Origin of the sequence: Polaribacter sp. R2A056_3_33 (assembly GCF_019278485.1) — a bacterium.
In the GTDB taxonomy this organism is placed as follows: domain Bacteria; phylum Bacteroidota; class Bacteroidia; order Flavobacteriales; family Flavobacteriaceae; genus Polaribacter.
On sequence record NZ_CP058984.1, the window covers coordinates 540,355 to 557,451 of the forward strand.

The window sequence follows — 17,097 nt, forward strand, 5'->3', positions numbered from 1 at the left end:
TTTATTTTGCGCACACAACTTGGTTGTGATATTTTAAATTAATCGTTTTATACTCTTCAATCGTTTTATCTTCAAATGTCTTGTTATAAAACGCTTTTAACTTCTTAAATTTCACATCGATTTCGGATAATTTTCCAAAATCAATTTTATAATTTCCACTTCTAACAGAAAATTGATACTCACCATCGTCGAATTTCTCTATTCCCACCACTTCTTTATGCAAAAAATCATCCTCTAAAATAAAGGATATTAATGGTAATAATTCTTTAACTTCTTCATCTTTTTTAACGCCAGAAACGAGCATTACTCTTGCTGAAAAATTATGAGACAAAGGTATTTTTACACCTTGTTTATCAACATAATAAGAATCTTTTTTATTTATAATTCTAGCAACAGGTGAACGTTGTTTTATGATCGTTTTTAGGGTCCCCGATATGGTTAAAAATACTGCTGCATTTTCAACATAAGGGTTTTCTGAAACCGTTTTTTCCAAACTGTATAAATTTATCACAGATTTCGCTTGGTTTTTCACAGTTGTATCATTTTGTATTAACAATTTATCAACCATAGAATGTGTCAAAAATTGATTGTCTCCAGCCTCAAATTCTATGATAACTTCCGATACTTTTTTATTCGAATTTCTTTTTTTAGAAAAACTAGATAAAAAGGCCAAACCTCCTATTAACAAAAGGAATGCTATGTATTTAAAAAACTTCTTAAACTTCATTTCCTATTGCTTTTAAAAGTTCATTACTTACCTGATCAACCATTATACCAATATCCCCCGCACCTAACATTACAACCACTTTTGCTGATGAATTTTTAATATCTTTTTCTAAATTATTTTTTTTAGTTAATTTTTTATTCTTACAGACAACTTTATTTAATAACCATTCAGAATCTACTCCGGCAATTGGTTCTTCTCTTGCAGGATAAACATCTAGCAATAAAACCTCATCGAATTTTGATAGCGCAGCAGCAAAATCTTCAATAAAATCTTTTGTTCTAGAAAATAAATGTGGCTGAAAAACAACCAATACTTTTTCGTTAGGATACATTTCTCTAACAGAACTTTCTACTGCATTTATCGCTGTTGGATGATGTGCATAATCATCAATCAAAACAAAATCGTTTGTTTTAATTTTATACGAAAATCTTCGCTTTACTCCTTTAAAATTTGATATCCGTTCTTTTATTACTTCTAACGAAACTCCATAAACATCTGCCATAGCTATTGCCGCTAATGCATTCATAACATTATGCTGACCTGGTAAATGGAATTCAATATTTTTTATTTCTGATGATGCTGTTTTCACATCAAAAATATATGTACCGCTTTCTATTTTTAAGTTAAATGCTACATAATCCGCCTCCTCATTAATAGCATATGTTAACCCCTCTAAAGGCAAACCTTTTGCTACAATTAAAGTGTTTTCTACTTTGTTTGCAAACTCAATAAACGATTCGTTTAAAGCTTCTGAGTCTCCATAAATATCTAAATGATCTGCATCCATAGAGGTCATACATGCAATATTAGGACTCAACTTTAAGAAAGACCTATCAAACTCATCTGCTTCCACAACACTCACTTTATCATCTCCTAAAATTAGGTTAGAATTATAGTTTTCTGCAATTCCTCCTAAAAAGGAAGTTGCATTTACTTCATTCATAATATGACCTAAAATTGCAGAAGTAGTAGTTTTACCATGTGTCCCCGCAACCGCTAAACAGAAAGTTGTCTCTGTTATTTTCCCTAAAATTTCAGCTCTTTTTAAAACCGTAAAACCATTCTTTAAGAAGTAACTTAGTTCAGCATGATTTTTAGAAATTGCAGGAGTATACACTACCAACGTTTTTTCGGTATCTAAAAATGAAATAGGAATGTTTTTTACAGCATCTTTAAAGTGAATTTCAGCACCCAAATCTTCTAAACCTAAAGTAATTTGAGTTGCAATTTTATCATAACCAGCCACACTTTTCCCATTAGATGCAAAGTAACGAGCAATTGCACTCATTCCTATGCCTCCAATTCCGACAAAATATACGTTATGTATGGTGTTTAAATTCACTTTTTAAATAATTTTTCTACTTCATTAACAATATCTGTGGTTGCTCCTGGAAGTGCTAATTCCTTTATATTTTCTGACAAATTACTTTGTTTCCCTTTATCTTTTAATAACGTTTCAAAAACGATTGGAAATGTTTCCAATTCACTTTCCTTTAACAAAATTGCACCATGCTTATCTGCAATTGACTTTGCGTTTTTTGTTTGATGATCTTCCGACACATTTGGTGAAGGTATAAACAGTACTGGTTTACCTACAATACACAATTCGGAAACTGAACTTGCTCCTGCTCTAGAAATAATAATATCAGATGCTGCATAAGCAAAATCCATTCTATTTAAAAACTGATGTACCTGAACACCTTCTATTTCGTTGTATTTTTTATATTCTTCAAAATACAATTTACCACATTGCCAAATAACCTGAACACCTTGTTTTTTAAAGAATTCTAGATTAGCTTCTACCAATTGATTAATTTTTCTTGCTCCTAAACTACCTCCTAAAACTAAAATAGTTTTCTTATCTTTTTCTAATTTAAAAAACACTTTTCCTTCATCCGTTTTAGAATGAATAGATAATAAATCTTGACGAACAGGGTTTCCTGTTTTTACAATTTTATCTGCTGGAAAAAAACGTTCTAAGTTGTCATAAGCAACACAAATTTTATGCGCTTTTTTACTTAATAATTTATTGGTTATTCCAGGAAACGAATTCTGTTCTTGTATTAACGTAGGAATTCCTTTTCTATTGGCCATTATTAAAGTTGGCCCACTTGCAAAACCACCAGTACCAATTGCCACATCTGGCTTAAATTTTCTAATAATTTTAGATGCATTCCATAAACTACTGATCAACTTAAAAGGAAAAGATAAATTGTCTATAGTTAACCTTCTTTGTATTCCAGAAATCCACAATCCCTTTATTTCATATCCCGCTTGCGGAACTTTTTCCATTTCCATTTTATCCTTTGCACCTACAAATAAAAATTTTGCATTCGGATAACGCAGCTTTAACTCGTTTGCTATAGCAATTGCAGGATATATATGCCCACCTGTACCTCCTCCAGAGATTAATATATTAATCGAGTGTTTCATGAAGTATGTTTAAAGGGTTATCATCTAAAATATCTTCTTCTGTTTCATCTGTCGATGCACTTACGCTTAAAATCATTCCCAACGCAAAACAGGTCATCCAGATAGAAGTACCTCCACTACTAATTAGCGGTAAAGTTTGCCCTGTTACTGGGAATAAATTGGTTGCAACCGCCATATTAATAGACGCTTGAAAAATAATAGGTAGTCCAACTCCCACCACCAACAAAGTCCCAAAAATTGTGGTTGTTTTTCTAATGACTACAAAAATTCTAAACAAAAGAATAAAATAGATAGACACTATTAAAAAACCACCAACTAAACCATATTCTTCTACAATTATCGCAAAAATAAAATCTGATGTAGACTGAGGTAAAAAGTTTTTTTGCACACTTTTACCAGGACCAACACCAAAAGTTTCACCCATTGCAATTGCAATTTTTGCTTTCTCTACTTGATACTGCTCTTTCCCTTCATCATCAGAAAAACTAGCGATTCTGTTTTCCCAAGTTTGTACTCTATTTGGCATTAAATCTGGAAAGGCTTTAGCAGCCAAAATAAAAATTAACAACAAGCCAATTCCTGCTCCTATTATAAATCCTAAGTACTTAACTGGATATCCACCAATAAAAGTTACAATTAAAATCATAGTGAAAATAATTGCTGTTGTAGAAAAGTTTGCCGGTAAAATTAAGAGTAAAACAGCAGCAACTGGCAACCATAATTGCCATAAGCTCTCTTTAAAACCAATTATGTTATCCTTATTTCTAGACAAATACCTTGCTACATAAACCATTAGCACTAAACCTGCCAAAGTAGAGGTCTGAAAACCAATTCCTCCAATACTAATCCATCTACTTGCATTTGCCCCTCCAATTGTTGTACCCTGAGATAGCGTATAAATCAATAAAAAGACAATTACAGGAAGCATGATAACTGAGCCACCAGAGAAAAACCTATAAGGCACTTTATGAACCCCATAAATAATGGCAAATCCCATTATTAACAGTACAATATGCTTTATCAAGTACCCAAAAGAAGAACCAGAACCAACAACATACTCCAAGTTTGTGCTTGCGCTATAAACTGGCATAAATGAGAATATTGCCAAAATAGCAACAATTGCCCAAATGGTTTTATCTCCTTTTATATATTGAAAAATGGTTTTCATTAAATAGTACTTAGATTTTTATAATATTAAACTTTATTTTATAATTAAACGCATAAACAATTACACGATTAAACAATTTTTACAAACTTCTTACTGCTTTCTTAAATTGACGACCTCTATCTTCATAGTTTTCAAACAAATCGAAACTAGCACATGCTGGTGACAATAAAACAGCTTCTCCACTTTCTGCTAATTTGTGAGATACTTTTACAGCTTCTTCTGCTCCTGCAGTTTCTACTATAATATCTACTACGTTTCCAAAAGTGTTTTTAATTTTATCGTTATCAACACCTAAACAAACAATTGCTTTTACTTTTTCTCTTACCAAAGGCAACAAATCATTATAATCATTCCCCTTATCTACACCACCAACTATCCAGATAGTGCTTTTGTCCATACATTCTAACGCATAATACGTTGCGTTTACGTTAGTAGCCTTAGAATCATTTATATATTCTACACCTCTAACTTTTGCCACATTTTCTAAACGATGCTCTGCTCCTTCAAAATCTTCTAAACTCTCTATTATAACTTGCTTTCTAGCTTTTAATAATTGAGCCGCCATAGTAGCTGCCATAGCATTTTTTGTATTATGTTTTCCTTTTACTGATAAAGTTGATAACGGCATGTTAATTTTGTCTTTATTTATATTGATAATAATATTGTTGTCTTTGATATACGCTCCATACTCTAATTCTTTTTCAAGCGAAAACGGAACTAATTTTGCGCTTGTTTTATGTTCTTTTAACCAATTATTGATGGCTTCATCATCTGCATCATAAATTAAATAATCGGCTGCTGTCTGATTCTTTGTGATTCTAAACTTTGAATCTATATATTTATTAAAATCGTATTCGTACCTATCTAAATGATCTGGTGTAATGTTTGTTAAAATTGCAATATGACTATTAAAATCCTCTATTCCATCTAACTGAAAACTACTTAACTCTAACACATAATTTTCATAAGATTCTTCCGCAACTTGTTGCGCAAAACTGTCACCAATATTGCCTGCAACACCTACATTTAATCCTGCTTTTTTTAAAATATGATGCAGTAATAAAGTTGTAGTTGTTTTTCCATTAGAACCTGTAATTCCTACAATAGTTGCGGCTGTAAACTGCGCTGCAAATTCAATTTCTGAAACAACAGGAACTGAATTTTCTTTTAACTGCAGAATTAAAGCAACCGTATCCGGAATTCCAGGACTTTTCATCACTACATCAGCATTTAAAATTTTGCTTTCTGTATGTTGATTTTCCTCAAAATCGATCTCGTTATTTAAAAGAACTTCTTTATACTTTTTTGATATTCCGTTTTTATCCGAAACAAAGACTTCGTACCCTTTTTGTTTTCCTAAAAGCGCTGTACCAACACCACTTTCTCCTCCACCAAGAATTACAAGCCTTTTCATTTATCTTAATTTTAAAGTAACAATTGTAAATACTGCTAATAAGATTCCAATAATCCAAAAACGGACTACAATTTTACTTTCGTGATAGTTTGATTTTTGATAATGATGATGTAAAGGCGCCATCTTAAAAATTCTTCTACCTTCGCCAAATTTCTTTTTGGTATACTTAAACCAAGAAACCTGCATAATTACCGAAAGGTTTTCTATCACAAATATTCCTGCTAAAATTGGCAACAATAACTCTTTACGAATAGCAATTGCAATAACCGCTATAATTCCACCAATTGTTAAACTTCCCGTATCACCCATAAAAACCTGAGCAGGATAAGTATTGTACCACAGAAAACCAATTAATGCTCCTGCAAACGCCAATATAAAAACAGTCATTTCACCCGAATCTGGTATGTACATAACATCTAAGTAATCTGCAAAAATGATATTACCAGAAACCCATGCAAACACCGCTAAGGTTAACACTATTATTGCCGATGAGCCAGTTGCTAAACCATCAATTCCATCCGTTAAATTTGCTCCATTAGAAATTCCTGTTACAATAAAAACAGTTACAAAGATGAAAACAATCCATCCATACTTCTCGTATCCATCACCTAAAAAACTGAAGGCTTTAGAATACTCTAATTCATTATCTTTAAAAAATGGAACCGTAGTTTTAGTAGATTTATGCGCTTCTCCAAAAACAATTTTTCGCCCATCTTTATTTATTATTTGCTGCTCTTTTGGTAATTGTTCTTTTATAGTAACTCCATCATTAAAATACAACATAGAACCTACAATAATACCTAAACCAACCTGACCTAAAACCTTAAACTTACCACTTAAACCGCCTTTATCTTTTTTGAAAACTTTTATATAATCGTCTAAAAAACCAATTAATCCCATCCAAACGGTAGTGATAATCAATAAGATCACATAGACATTATCTAATTTAGCCAATAACAAAACAGGAATTAATGTTGCTAAAATGATAATAACACCACCCATTGTTGGCGTACCTGTTTTTTGTTTCTGCCCCTCTAAACCTAAATCCCTTACTGTTTCTCCTACTTGCTGGTTTCTTAAAAAATCTATAATTCTTCTACCATAAATGGTTGAAATTAATAATGATAAAATAAAAGCTCCCGCTGCTCTAAATGTGATAAACTGAAATAATCCAGCACCAGGGAAATCCATTATATTTTCTAAATATTCAAATAAATAATATAGCATTCTTAATTATTTTTTAATTGATTGAAACAGTTCTTTACTTCTTCTAAATCATCAAAATGAGCTCTCACTCCATTAATTTCTTGATAATTTTCATGTCCTTTTCCTGCTATTAAAATAATATCTCCTGTTTCAGAGAATTTGCAAGCAGTTTTAATTGCTTGTCTTCTGTCTAAAATTGACAATGTTTTTTTATAGTTCTCAGCTGCAACACCAACTTCCATTTCATCTAAAATAGTCTGTGCATTTTCTGTTCTAGGATTGTCTGATGTAAAAATCGCTTGACTACTTAACTGAGAAGCAATATGTGCCATTTTTGGTCTTTTCGTAACATCTCTATCACCACCACAACCAACTACTGTTATCAGTTTTTCATTACCGTTTCTAATATTATTAATCGTTTCTAACACGTTTTTTAAAGCATCTGGCGTATGTGCATAATCTACAATTGCCGTAACTCCATCACTTGAAATAACATACTCGAAACGACCACTTACATTTTCTAACTGACTGATAATTGTTAAAATTTCTAACTTTTCTAATCCCAATAATTCTGCTGTTGCAAAAATTGCCAACAAGTTAGATGCGTTAAACTGACCAATAAGCTTGGTCCAAACTTCTGTTTCGTTTATTTTTAAGAGTGTTCCAGAAAATTGCTTTTCTAAAATCTTAGCTCTATAATCTGCTAATGTTTTTAAAGCATAAGTTACTTTCTTAGCTTTTGTATTTTGCAACATAAAGTCGCCATTTTTATCATCGATATTAGTAAGCGCAAATGCTGACTTAGGCAACGAATCAAAAAATACTTTCTTTACATCTCTGTATTCTGAAAATGTTTTATGATAGTCTAAATGATCATGAGATAGGTTGGTAAAAATTCCACCAGCAAATGTTAATCCCTCTGTTCTTTTCTGATGAATTCCATGAGAACTCACCTCCATAAAACAATAATCCACACCTGCATCAATCATTTTATCTAAATAACTATTGATGGTAACAGAATCTGGAGTTGTATGTGTTGCCTTAAACTCAACATCATCAACTAAAATTTTCACTGTTGAAAGCAAACCTACTTTATAACCTGCTTTTTTAAACAATTGATACAAAAGTGATGCTATCGTAGTTTTACCATTTGTACCGGTAACACCTACTAACGGCATCTTTTTTGACGGATTTTCATAGAAATTAGACGCCATTATCGCCAAAGCAACATTAGCATCTGCAACTTCAATATAAGTAATTCCCGTTTTTTTATCCGCAGGAAAATCTTCACAAATAATTGCAACTGCACCTAAACTAATTGCTTTCTCAATATATAAATGCCCATCTACTGAGACTCCTTTTTGGGCAATAAAAACGTCATTCTTTTCAATTTTTCTAGAATCGAAAACAACAGCGTTTACCTCAATATCTGTACTTCCAAATACTTGATCAATAGCAACCTGATATAATATGTCTTTTAAATTCTTCAGTTTATGAAAGTTTTAAAATAATGGTTCGTCCTTTTATTAATTTTTCTCCTTTTTTTAGTGATTGAGACTTCACTTTACCAACACCAGTAAACTGTACTTTTAATCCGATATTCTCTAACAAAGCCAAAGCATCCATACCAGACATCCCTCTAACATCCGGAATCTCTTGATACTCTACATTTGATTTTTTATCAAAATCTAAATACTGTTTATCTATAGCTGCAAATTCTATTTTATCATCTACAGACTGATTATCTATAGGAGTTGTTGTATAAATCTTCTGCGCAATTTCCTTAAAAACAGGCCCTGCAACTGTTGCCCCATAATATCCTTTCTTTTTCTTTGGATCATGAATAACTACAATACAAGAGTATTTTGGGTTATCCGCAGGAAAAAAACCAGCAAAAGAAGCTACATAACGTTTACTTGAATAAAAACCGCCTTCCCATTCACCTTTACTGTTTTTAGTTCTAGGAATGTATTTTTTAGCAGTACCTGTTTTACCCGCCATAGAAAAATTAGGAGAATAAATACCTCTACCCGTACCTTTTTCCACTACGTTTTCCAACACTTTTTTCAACTTACTTAATGTTTCATCAGAAGCTATTTTTGGATTTAAAACCTCAGTTTCAAAAACCTTTTCAACCTTATCTTCCTTTCTTAATTCTTTTACAAATCTTGGTTTTACCATTACACCATTGTTTGCAATAGCATTATAAAACATTAACGTTTGCATTGGTGTTATAGAAATACCATATCCCCAAGACATCCATTCTAATGAAACCTTACTCCATTCTTTATCTTTTGGATTTGGTATATAAGGCTTCCCTTCTCCTTTTATCTGAAAACCAATTGGCTCTGTAAAACCATATTCAGCTATTTTATCATAAAATCTCTGAGGATTTTTATCATAATATTTCTGAATCACTTTTACCACACCAACATTAGAAGAAACCTCTAAAATTCGACCAACAGAAATCTTACCATAACCACCGTGATGAGAATCTTCTACCTTTCTTCGATTTACATAAATTCTACCTTTTTCTGTATCTACAACCGTAGACGTATCTACAACCTTATCATCTAAAGCAATCATCATACTCGCCAACTTAAAAGTAGAACCAGGCTCATGACTCTCCCAAACTGCATAATTTCTTTTCTCAAAATAAGTCCCTCTAGAAGTTCTTCCTAAGTTAGAAATTGCTTTAATCTCACCTGTAGCAGTCTCCATAACCACTGCGCAACCATGTTCGGCCTCAAAATACTCTAACTTATCCAACAAAGCATGATGGGTAATATCCTGAATATTAACATCTATTGTGGTTATAATATCATGTCCATCAACAGGCTCTTTTTCATTTACATCATTTATAGGTTTCCATTGGTTTTTAGCAATTTTCTGCTTCCACCTTAATCCATTTTGCCCCTGCATATAATCTGCAAACGCACCTTCTATTCCTGCTTCACCTCTAAAATCATCATACCCAATAGTACGTTCTGCAATTTTACCAATAGGATGCGCTCTTACCGTTTTATGCTCTGCTATAAAACCACCGCTATAAACACCTTTTTTAAAAATCGGAAACTCTTTAACCTTTAAGTAATCTGTATACCCTACATTTCTAGCGATTAACAAATACCTATTTCTTCTCTTTTTTGCAGTTCTTAATTTATTCTGATAATAGTAAGGCGTTTTGCCAAACATTCCAGAAAGCGCTTTAGACAATGCTACAAAGTTTTTCTCAAAAACTTCACTATCCACAGCCACCACATCCATTCTAATTGTAAATTTAGACATAGAAGTAGCCAACAAATTACCATCTGCCGCATAGACATTTCCTTTATTAGCGTAAATAGTATCTTGTCTAATTGTTAATTCTGTAGACAACTTTCTATACTTATCACCCTCTGAATATTGAATGGAAAAAATACGAAACACCACAAGCAACAAAAATAGCGTCATAAAAGCAGCTACTATGTAGAATTTGGTAAGTATGCTTTTTTTCTGAGTTGCCAATTTTATTAATCTTTTATGGTTACTTTTATTTTCTTTGGTGGGGATTTTAAAGGCTCTAAACCTCTAACCTTTGCTTTTTCTCTGATACTCGACTCCATTTTCATTCTCATTAAAATAGTACCAGTATCCACATACACTGCTCTTAACTCTCTTTTCTCTTTATTCAACTTTGATATCTGAATAACTTTTCGCTCCGCTTTGTGCGCACTTGTTATCATAATTAACAACAATGCAACCACAAAAATGATGATTCGCCAATTTTTAAAAGCCGCATCATCTGTAAGAAAACTTCCTCTCAGAAAATCGTAGACCCCTTTTTTAACTTTAGACATCCTATTTTCTTAAAGTTGCTATTCTTAACTTAGCACTACGAGCCCTATTATTAAGCTTCACTTCTTCCGCCGTAGGCACAATCAACTTACCAACTTTTTGCATTGGCTCGTTACTCCTACCAAACACATCTTTCTCCAATTCACCTTTAAACAAACCAGTTCTTATAAACCTTTTAACCAACCTATCTTCTAAAGAATGATATGAGATTACACTTAAACGACCATCTTCTTTTAATAAATTCGGCATTTGTTCTAAAAACTCTTTTAAAACATCTAGCTCCTCATTTACCTCTATTCGAATCGCCTGAAAAATCTGTGCAATTATCTTATGTTCTTTTGCTTTTGGCAAATACTTTTGCAACACTTGCCTTAACTGAAAACTAGTATCAATTTTTTCTTCTTGCCTTTTCTCTACAATTGTTTTTGCTATATTTCTAGAATTTCTCAACTCACCATATAAAAACAATATTTCCGCTAATTTCTCTTCAGAATACGTGTTCACAATTTCTTTAGCCGATGTTTTAGATTTTTGATTCATCCTCATATCTAAATCACCATCAAAACGCGTAGAAAAACCTCTTTCCGCCTCATCAAACTGATGAGAAGAAACACCTAAATCTGCTAAAACACCATCTACTTTTCGAACACCATGAAACCTTAAAAACCTCGAGATAAATCTAAAATTCTCAGGAATCAAAGTAAAACGCTCATCATCAATAACATTATCTAAAGCATCTGGATCTTGATCAAAACCAAACAACCTTCCGTTAGCACCCAATCTTTTCAAAATTTCTCTTGAATGACCTCCGCCACCAAACGTAACATCTACATAAACACCGTCTTCTTTAATAGCTAACGCATCTACACTCTCTTCCAATAAAACTGGATTATGATAATTCATCTAATTCTGTATTTCCCATTACCTCTTCAGCCAAATCAGCAAAATCATCTGCTGCATCATCAATGGCTTTTTCATACTTCTCTTTATCCCAAATTTCAATGATATTCACTGAAGAAGACATTACTACTTGTTTTTTAATACCCGCAAACTCAAATAAGTCTTTCGGAATTAAAATTCTACCACTAGCATCTAATTCTACCATCTTTACTCCTGCTGTAAATCTTCTAATAAAATCATTATTCTTTTTATTAAACCTGTTAAGTTTGTTGATTTTTTCCATCATCAAGTTCCACTCTTTCATTGGATACAACTCTAAACACGGTTGAAAAACAGCTCTTTTCACCACAAAACCATCTTGTAACACAGAATCCAGTTGCTTTTTAAAGGCTGATGAAAACATCAATCTCCCCTTAGCATCTGATTTACACTCATATGTACCGATTAGGTTTATCACTCTTAAAATATATTAATTGAAGTCAAAAATATGTAAATTTTACCACTTTTTACCACATTTTACCACTTTGTTAATAAATAACGCTTTTATTAACAATTCATTGCAGTTAGAATCTATTTTATTTTAAAAATAGTCGTTTACGAAAACGATATTTATTTCGCAAAAAAGAATTACATTTGCTTCTAAGCCAATTAAAAATTAATGACTGATAAGTTAACAGAGGAAGGGAAATTTACATATGCAGAAGCTGGAAAAGGACCTGCAATCATTATTTTACACGGATTAATGGGTGCTTTAAGTAATTTTGACTCCACATTTGATCATTTTTCCAATAACGGATACAAGGTTTTAATACCTGAATTACCTTTATACTCATTACCCCTTATAAAAACGAATGTTAAAAACTTAGCGAAGTTTTTAAAAGAATTTTTAGAACATAAAAATATAGATCACGCCATTCTTTTAGGAAATTCTTTAGGAGGACACATAGCGTTGTATTTTACAAAACACTATCCAGAAAAAGTAAGTGCGCTTGTACTTACAGGAAGTTCTGGAATGTATGAAAAAGCGATGGGAGATAGTTTTCCTAAAAGAGGAAACTATGAATATATAGAGCAAAAAGCTAGAGAAGTTTTTTACGACCCTGCAATTGCAACGAAAGAATTAGTAGACGATGTTTACAGTACTGTTAATGACAGAATGAAAGCTTTAAAAACGTTATCTATTGCCAAAAGTGCCATAAGACATAATATGGCGAATGATTTACCCGACATGAAACATCCAACATGTTTAATTTGGGGAAAACAAGACGGTGTTACACCACCTGAAGCAGCCGAAGACTTTCATAAACTTTTATCGAACTCAGACTTATTCTGGATTGATAAATGTGGACATGCAGCAATGATGGAAAAACCAGAAGAATTTAATACAATTCTTCATACTTGGCTTACTTCTAGAAACATATAATTCTCGCAGAGAAATATTATAAAAATTAAAGAACCTTATACTATATAATGAAAATTAGATCTGCAGATTTTGTAATGAGCAACAGTAATGTTACGAAGGCTCCACAGGAAAGAATGCCAGAATATGCTTTTATTGGACGTTCTAACGTTGGTAAATCTTCATTAATTAACATGTTGATGGAGCGTAAAGATTTAGCAAAAATCTCTGGAAAACCTGGTAAAACACAACTTATTAATCATTTTAAAATAAATGATGAGTGGTTTTTAGTAGATTTACCTGGTTACGGTTACGCTAAAGTATCTAAAAAGAAAAGAACTATTTTTCAGTTTTTTATAGAGAACTACTTCAAAGAAAGAGAGCAATTAGTATGTACTTTTGTTTTAATCGATTCTAGACATGATCCTCAAAAAATTGATTTAGAGTTCATGAAGTTTTTAGGCGAAAACCAAATTCCGTTTTGCATTGCTTTTACGAAAGCAGACAAATTAGGAAGCTCTAAACTGAACAAACAAATTACTTCTTATAAAAAGAAATTGTTAAACACTTGGGAAACGCTTCCTAAATCTTTTATTACATCTTCTTCAACCGGACTTGGTAGAGAAGAGTTTTTAGATTTTATTGATGGAGTGAATGAAGATGTTGCTAAAGATTTTAAATAATCAAAAATGCATTCTACTAAAGAAAATTTACAAATTTTATTTGAAGACAACCACATTATCATTGTAAATAAACGCGCAGGCGATATTACACAAGGTGATAAAACAGGAGACAAACCTTTAAGTGATGTTGTAAAAGAATACATTAAAGACAAGTACAACAAACCCGGAAACGTATATTTAGGTGTTGTACATAGATTAGACAGACCCACTTCTGGTATTATTATTTTTGCTAAAACGTCTAAATCTCTAGAACGTCTTAATAAGATGTTACGAGAAAAAACGATCAATAAAACGTATTGGGCAGTAGTAAAGAACCGTCCGAAAAAAGAAAAAGACACTTTAATTAATTTCTTAAAAAAGAATCCGAAGAATAATAAATCTACAGCTTACGCCAAAGAAATTGACGGAAGTAAAAAAGCAATTCTTCATTATACAGTGATTAAAAAACTAGATAACTATTCTTTAATAGAAGTTGATTTAGAAACGGGAAGACACCACCAAATTAGATCGCAATTATCTAATATTGGTAGCCCTATTAAAGGAGATTTAAAATACGGGTTTGATAGAAGTAACAAAGATGGAAGTATTCATTTACATGCTCGCAAAATTCAATTTATACACCCAGTAACCAAAGAACAAGTTACCGTTACTGCACCAACTCCAAAAGAGGTTATTTGGAACGCTTGTTTGTAATTTTTATTTCTTAAAATACCCCTAGATGTTATTTTCAACTCCAATTGTCATTTCGACGATAAGAGAAATCTCATAGCAATGATAACACCTACCTAATCTTAAGGGATTTCTCCCAAAAGTTCGAAATAACAAAACTATGTATTTTATTTTCTTCTTCGATTTTTTTTAGATAATGAAGAACAGAAAACTATTCCATCGGCTTAAAAATCAATACATTTTTACTCTGTTCAATTTCAGTTTGATTCAATTTCATTTTTACAAACTTCCCTTGTAAATACTTTTTAGTTTGATTTTTATAATACCTACTAAACACATTACCAGATTGCCCTGTAGGAATAATTGCTAAGCTATTTTCTATATCAGAAAAATCGATAACCCTTCTTGTAGATGGTCCGGCAGTTACCTTATAATATCCAGTACTATCTAGTTTAAAAATCTGATTATTTATCACTTCATTTCCACCAATAGTTTCATAAGGACCTAAGTTAAACAGTTTACGCAACAAACCACCGGCTTTACCTATAGCATGCTCATACTCTACAGAGATCACTCTGTTCCAAGTCCAATTTTCTACATTTTCACCTAACTGATTTTCTAAAAATGAAAAAGCACTTTTAAAAGACGCCTGTATGATATCACTTTTCACTTCAACTTTATCTTTCGTAGAAATATTATCCCACCAAACAGAATGCTCTCTATTTAGTTGATTTGGCAATACTTCATCCTGCAATTGCGAATTGATAAATAACTCGAAACTATCACCCAATTCATCTTTATAGGTCGCACTTAAAAACTCGTATAAAAAACGATTGTAAATTGTTGGACCGACAGCTGTTTTTAAATAGTTACCATCCCAATTTTCAAGAACAGAAAATGCTTTTCTTTCCGATGCAGACAAATCAGATTTATTTACACTTTTTAACAAATCACTAATAATATTAGGCACTGTAGACGATTTAACATCATAAGTCATATTTGCAACATCTTCTTTTGTAAAATCATTCTTTTTATCTAATAATTCTACAATTCTTTTAGCCCTATCCTGCGGCTGATAATAACCAGGATACAATTTTCCTCTTACAGAATCAACTTGATTATTGGCAGAATACACATAATTCCAACTTGGGTTTATAGCTTTCGGATTTTCTTTAAAAGGTAAAAATTCTAAAATCTCATCATTTCCTGAAGCCCCATTTAAATAAGTCTTAGAAGACAAACTATCTCTTAGCTGGTACAATCTTGCCGAAGAAAACCAAGCAATATTATCTTTTGCATCACCATACATTACATTCAATCCTGGTGCGTGAATTCTAGCAACTCCACTTTTAAAATCTGTCATAGAGTTTGCATGAGACATTTTATAAGAAACATCTAACATTTCATTAGGCAATTGCGTGTACACCCAATTCATAGCAATAGGCCTATCATCTATAATATGTGTTATTAAATTATTCATTATAGGTCCGTGCTTACTTACTTTAACTTGAAAAGTAGTATCCTCTTCATTCTTTATACGAATGGTTTTGTCTCTAAACTCATATTTTTTATAACCATCTACCGTTTTGTATTCTGCTGCATCCGCAGGATTATTTTCTTCTACATAAAAGTTTAAATCATCATTTGCCAACATAGTTAAACCATAGGCATATTTTCTATTATGCCCTAATAAAGGAAATGGCATTAAGGCAATATTGAATCCATAAATTTCGAAATCTGGTGTTTTTATATGGTTTTGATACCAAACTGAAGGTTGAGAAAATCCAATGTGTGGGTCGTTTTCAAAAATCACTTTTCCATTCTTCGTTTTTTCTGGACCTAAAATCCAAGAATTACTACCTATAAAAGGAGAAACTGGTAAATCATCCATAATAGCAGCTACTGATTTAGAAAATGTTGCTTCAACTTTAGTTGGAATACTTGTTCTGTTAATTGTTAAATACTCATTATTAATACTCAATAATTCATTTAAATAAGAATTCCCAAGTTTTTCTTTAATTTCAGTTAATAAAGGATCTGTTTTATGAGCAACAGCAAAACTAAAAGACATATAACCAAAAACATTATAAATATCTTTCATCGTATACTTCTCTTTCTCCACTCCTACCAACGTAAATTCTAAAGGTGTTTTTCCTTCTTCTATATATTGATTAATTCCATCTAAATAAGACTGGGTTAAAATATAAGATTGAGTCGTTTTATCTAAACTAGCAATAGTTACCTCTGCAGCTTCCTCAATTCCTAATCCTCCAAAAAATTGATCTACACTCACCAAGTCCTTTTCAAAAATTTCAGACAATCTTCCTGACGCAATTCTTCGCATTAATTCCATTTGCCACAATCTTTCTTGTGCATGCACATACCCTAAGGCAACATAAGCATCTTCTTGATTTTGAGCATTGATATGAGGCACACCAATATCATCAAAATAAACCGTTACTTCTTTAGAAATATTTTTCAATTCTAACTCCCCAGAATATTTTGGATGATATGTTCTAGAGTACAACCAAACAGAAACCACTAGCAAGACTACAAGAATTAACAGAATTTTAAAAAAACGCCCTAAAAACTTCATAAAATTGATTTTTTTCAAAGATAACAGAATTATTATTTACGGATAACTACAAAGAAAATGAAAGT

General features: G+C 31.9%; 15 protein-coding genes. 3 read left to right on the plus strand and 12 right to left on the minus strand.

Features of this window, described 5'->3' with window-relative positions:
- Position 1: 1 nt before the first annotated feature.
- From H0I29_RS02395 to mraZ, 11 genes are all read right to left on the minus strand, one after another.
- On the minus strand, positions 2 to 727 hold the full coding sequence (locus H0I29_RS02395) for a cell division protein FtsQ/DivIB (RefSeq protein WP_218754285.1): 726 nt from the start codon (positions 725 to 727) through the stop codon (positions 2 to 4).
- Positions 717 to 2,069, minus strand: a complete 1,353-nt coding sequence (gene murC, locus H0I29_RS02400; RefSeq protein WP_218754286.1) for a UDP-N-acetylmuramate--L-alanine ligase — start codon at positions 2,067 to 2,069, stop codon at positions 717 to 719. Before murC ends, H0I29_RS02395 begins: the two co-directional genes overlap by 11 nt.
- On the minus strand, positions 2,066 to 3,160 hold the full coding sequence (gene murG / locus H0I29_RS02405) for an undecaprenyldiphospho-muramoylpentapeptide beta-N-acetylglucosaminyltransferase (protein WP_218754287.1): 1,095 nt from the start codon (positions 3,158 to 3,160) through the stop codon (positions 2,066 to 2,068). Before murG ends, murC begins: the two co-directional genes overlap by 4 nt.
- On the minus strand, positions 3,144 to 4,328 hold the full coding sequence (locus H0I29_RS02410) for an FtsW/RodA/SpoVE family cell cycle protein (protein WP_218754288.1): 1,185 nt from the start codon (positions 4,326 to 4,328) through the stop codon (positions 3,144 to 3,146). The genes murG and H0I29_RS02410 overlap by 17 nt, the downstream gene beginning before the upstream one ends.
- 79 nt (positions 4,329 to 4,407) lie before the next feature.
- Positions 4,408 to 5,742 (minus strand): UDP-N-acetylmuramoyl-L-alanine--D-glutamate ligase, encoded by a 1,335-nt coding sequence (murD, locus tag H0I29_RS02415; protein WP_218754289.1) that lies wholly within the window; start codon positions 5,740 to 5,742, stop codon positions 4,408 to 4,410.
- Positions 5,743 to 6,969 carry a phospho-N-acetylmuramoyl-pentapeptide-transferase gene (gene mraY / locus H0I29_RS02420; protein ID WP_218731245.1) on the minus strand — a complete coding sequence of 409 codons (1,227 nt, stop codon included), beginning with the start codon at positions 6,967 to 6,969 and terminating at the stop codon, positions 5,743 to 5,745.
- 2 nt (positions 6,970 to 6,971) lie between these two features.
- The gene (locus H0I29_RS02425; RefSeq protein ID WP_218755178.1) at positions 6,972 to 8,438 is read right to left on the minus strand and encodes a UDP-N-acetylmuramoyl-L-alanyl-D-glutamate--2,6-diaminopimelate ligase; all 1,467 of its coding nucleotides are present in this window, start codon (positions 8,436 to 8,438) and stop codon (positions 6,972 to 6,974) included.
- 1 nt (position 8,439) lies between these two features.
- Positions 8,440 to 10,401 carry a penicillin-binding protein gene (locus tag H0I29_RS02430; protein WP_218755179.1) on the minus strand — a complete coding sequence of 654 codons (1,962 nt, stop codon included), beginning with the start codon at positions 10,399 to 10,401 and terminating at the stop codon, positions 8,440 to 8,442.
- 59 nt (positions 10,402 to 10,460) lie between these two features.
- Positions 10,461 to 10,787 carry an FtsL-like putative cell division protein gene (locus tag H0I29_RS02435; protein WP_218731246.1) on the minus strand — a complete coding sequence of 109 codons (327 nt, stop codon included), beginning with the start codon at positions 10,785 to 10,787 and terminating at the stop codon, positions 10,461 to 10,463.
- A 1-nt stretch (position 10,788) separates the two neighbouring features.
- Positions 10,789 to 11,688, minus strand: coding sequence for a 16S rRNA (cytosine(1402)-N(4))-methyltransferase RsmH (rsmH, locus tag H0I29_RS02440; protein ID WP_218754290.1), 900 nt, complete (start codon positions 11,686 to 11,688; stop codon positions 10,789 to 10,791).
- Positions 11,675 to 12,142, minus strand: coding sequence for a division/cell wall cluster transcriptional repressor MraZ (gene mraZ / locus H0I29_RS02445; protein ID WP_166386584.1), 468 nt, complete (start codon positions 12,140 to 12,142; stop codon positions 11,675 to 11,677). The genes rsmH and mraZ overlap by 14 nt, the downstream gene beginning before the upstream one ends.
- A 201-nt stretch (positions 12,143 to 12,343) precedes the next feature.
- On the opposite strand from mraZ, the gene H0I29_RS02450 reads away from it, so the two are divergent.
- Genes H0I29_RS02450 through H0I29_RS02460 form a run of 3 tightly spaced genes read left to right on the plus strand, consistent with a single transcriptional unit; the run spans position 12,344 to position 14,460 of the window.
- The gene (locus H0I29_RS02450; protein ID WP_218754291.1) at positions 12,344 to 13,108 is read left to right on the plus strand and encodes an alpha/beta fold hydrolase; all 765 of its coding nucleotides are present in this window, start codon (positions 12,344 to 12,346) and stop codon (positions 13,106 to 13,108) included.
- A gap of 47 nt (positions 13,109 to 13,155) precedes the next feature.
- On the plus strand, positions 13,156 to 13,767 hold the full coding sequence (gene yihA, locus H0I29_RS02455; protein ID WP_208890089.1) for a ribosome biogenesis GTP-binding protein YihA/YsxC: 612 nt from the start codon (positions 13,156 to 13,158) through the stop codon (positions 13,765 to 13,767).
- Positions 13,768 to 13,773: 6 nt separating this feature from the next.
- On the plus strand, positions 13,774 to 14,460 hold the full coding sequence (locus H0I29_RS02460; protein ID WP_218754292.1) for an RluA family pseudouridine synthase: 687 nt from the start codon (positions 13,774 to 13,776) through the stop codon (positions 14,458 to 14,460).
- A gap of 187 nt (positions 14,461 to 14,647) precedes the next feature.
- Here H0I29_RS02460 and H0I29_RS02465 read toward each other — a convergent pair whose 3' ends face one another.
- Positions 14,648 to 17,032 carry a penicillin acylase family protein gene (locus H0I29_RS02465; RefSeq protein WP_218754293.1) on the minus strand — a complete coding sequence of 795 codons (2,385 nt, stop codon included), beginning with the start codon at positions 17,030 to 17,032 and terminating at the stop codon, positions 14,648 to 14,650.
- Between the last annotated feature and the right edge of the window lie 65 nt (positions 17,033 to 17,097).

Bases quoted from the DNA above. Each gene is read 5' to 3' on its own strand.
- H0I29_RS02395 (WP_218754285.1), bottom strand. From the start codon at position 727: ATGAAGTTTAAGAAGTTTTTTAAATACATAGCATTCCTTTTGTTAATA.
- murG (WP_218754287.1), bottom strand. From the start codon at position 3,160: ATGAAACACTCGATTAATATATTAATCTCTGGAGGAGGTACAGGTGGG.
- H0I29_RS02410 (WP_218754288.1), bottom strand. From the start codon at position 4,328: ATGAAAACCATTTTTCAATATATAAAAGGAGATAAAACCATTTGGGCA.
- murD (WP_218754289.1), bottom strand. From the start codon at position 5,742: ATGAAAAGGCTTGTAATTCTTGGTGGAGGAGAAAGTGGTGTTGGTACA.
- mraY (WP_218731245.1), bottom strand. From the start codon at position 6,969: ATGCTATATTATTTATTTGAATATTTAGAAAATATAATGGATTTCCCT.
- H0I29_RS02430 (WP_218755179.1), bottom strand. From the start codon at position 10,401: ATGACGCTATTTTTGTTGCTTGTGGTGTTTCGTATTTTTTCCATTCAA.
- H0I29_RS02435 (WP_218731246.1), bottom strand. From the start codon at position 10,787: ATGTCTAAAGTTAAAAAAGGGGTCTACGATTTTCTGAGAGGAAGTTTT.
- rsmH (WP_218754290.1), bottom strand. From the start codon at position 11,688: ATGAATTATCATAATCCAGTTTTATTGGAAGAGAGTGTAGATGCGTTA.
- H0I29_RS02450 (WP_218754291.1), top strand. From the start codon at position 12,344: ATGACTGATAAGTTAACAGAGGAAGGGAAATTTACATATGCAGAAGCT.
- yihA (WP_208890089.1), top strand. From the start codon at position 13,156: ATGAAAATTAGATCTGCAGATTTTGTAATGAGCAACAGTAATGTTACG.
- H0I29_RS02460 (WP_218754292.1), top strand. From the start codon at position 13,774: ATGCATTCTACTAAAGAAAATTTACAAATTTTATTTGAAGACAACCAC.
- H0I29_RS02465 (WP_218754293.1), bottom strand. From the start codon at position 17,032: ATGAAGTTTTTAGGGCGTTTTTTTAAAATTCTGTTAATTCTTGTAGTC.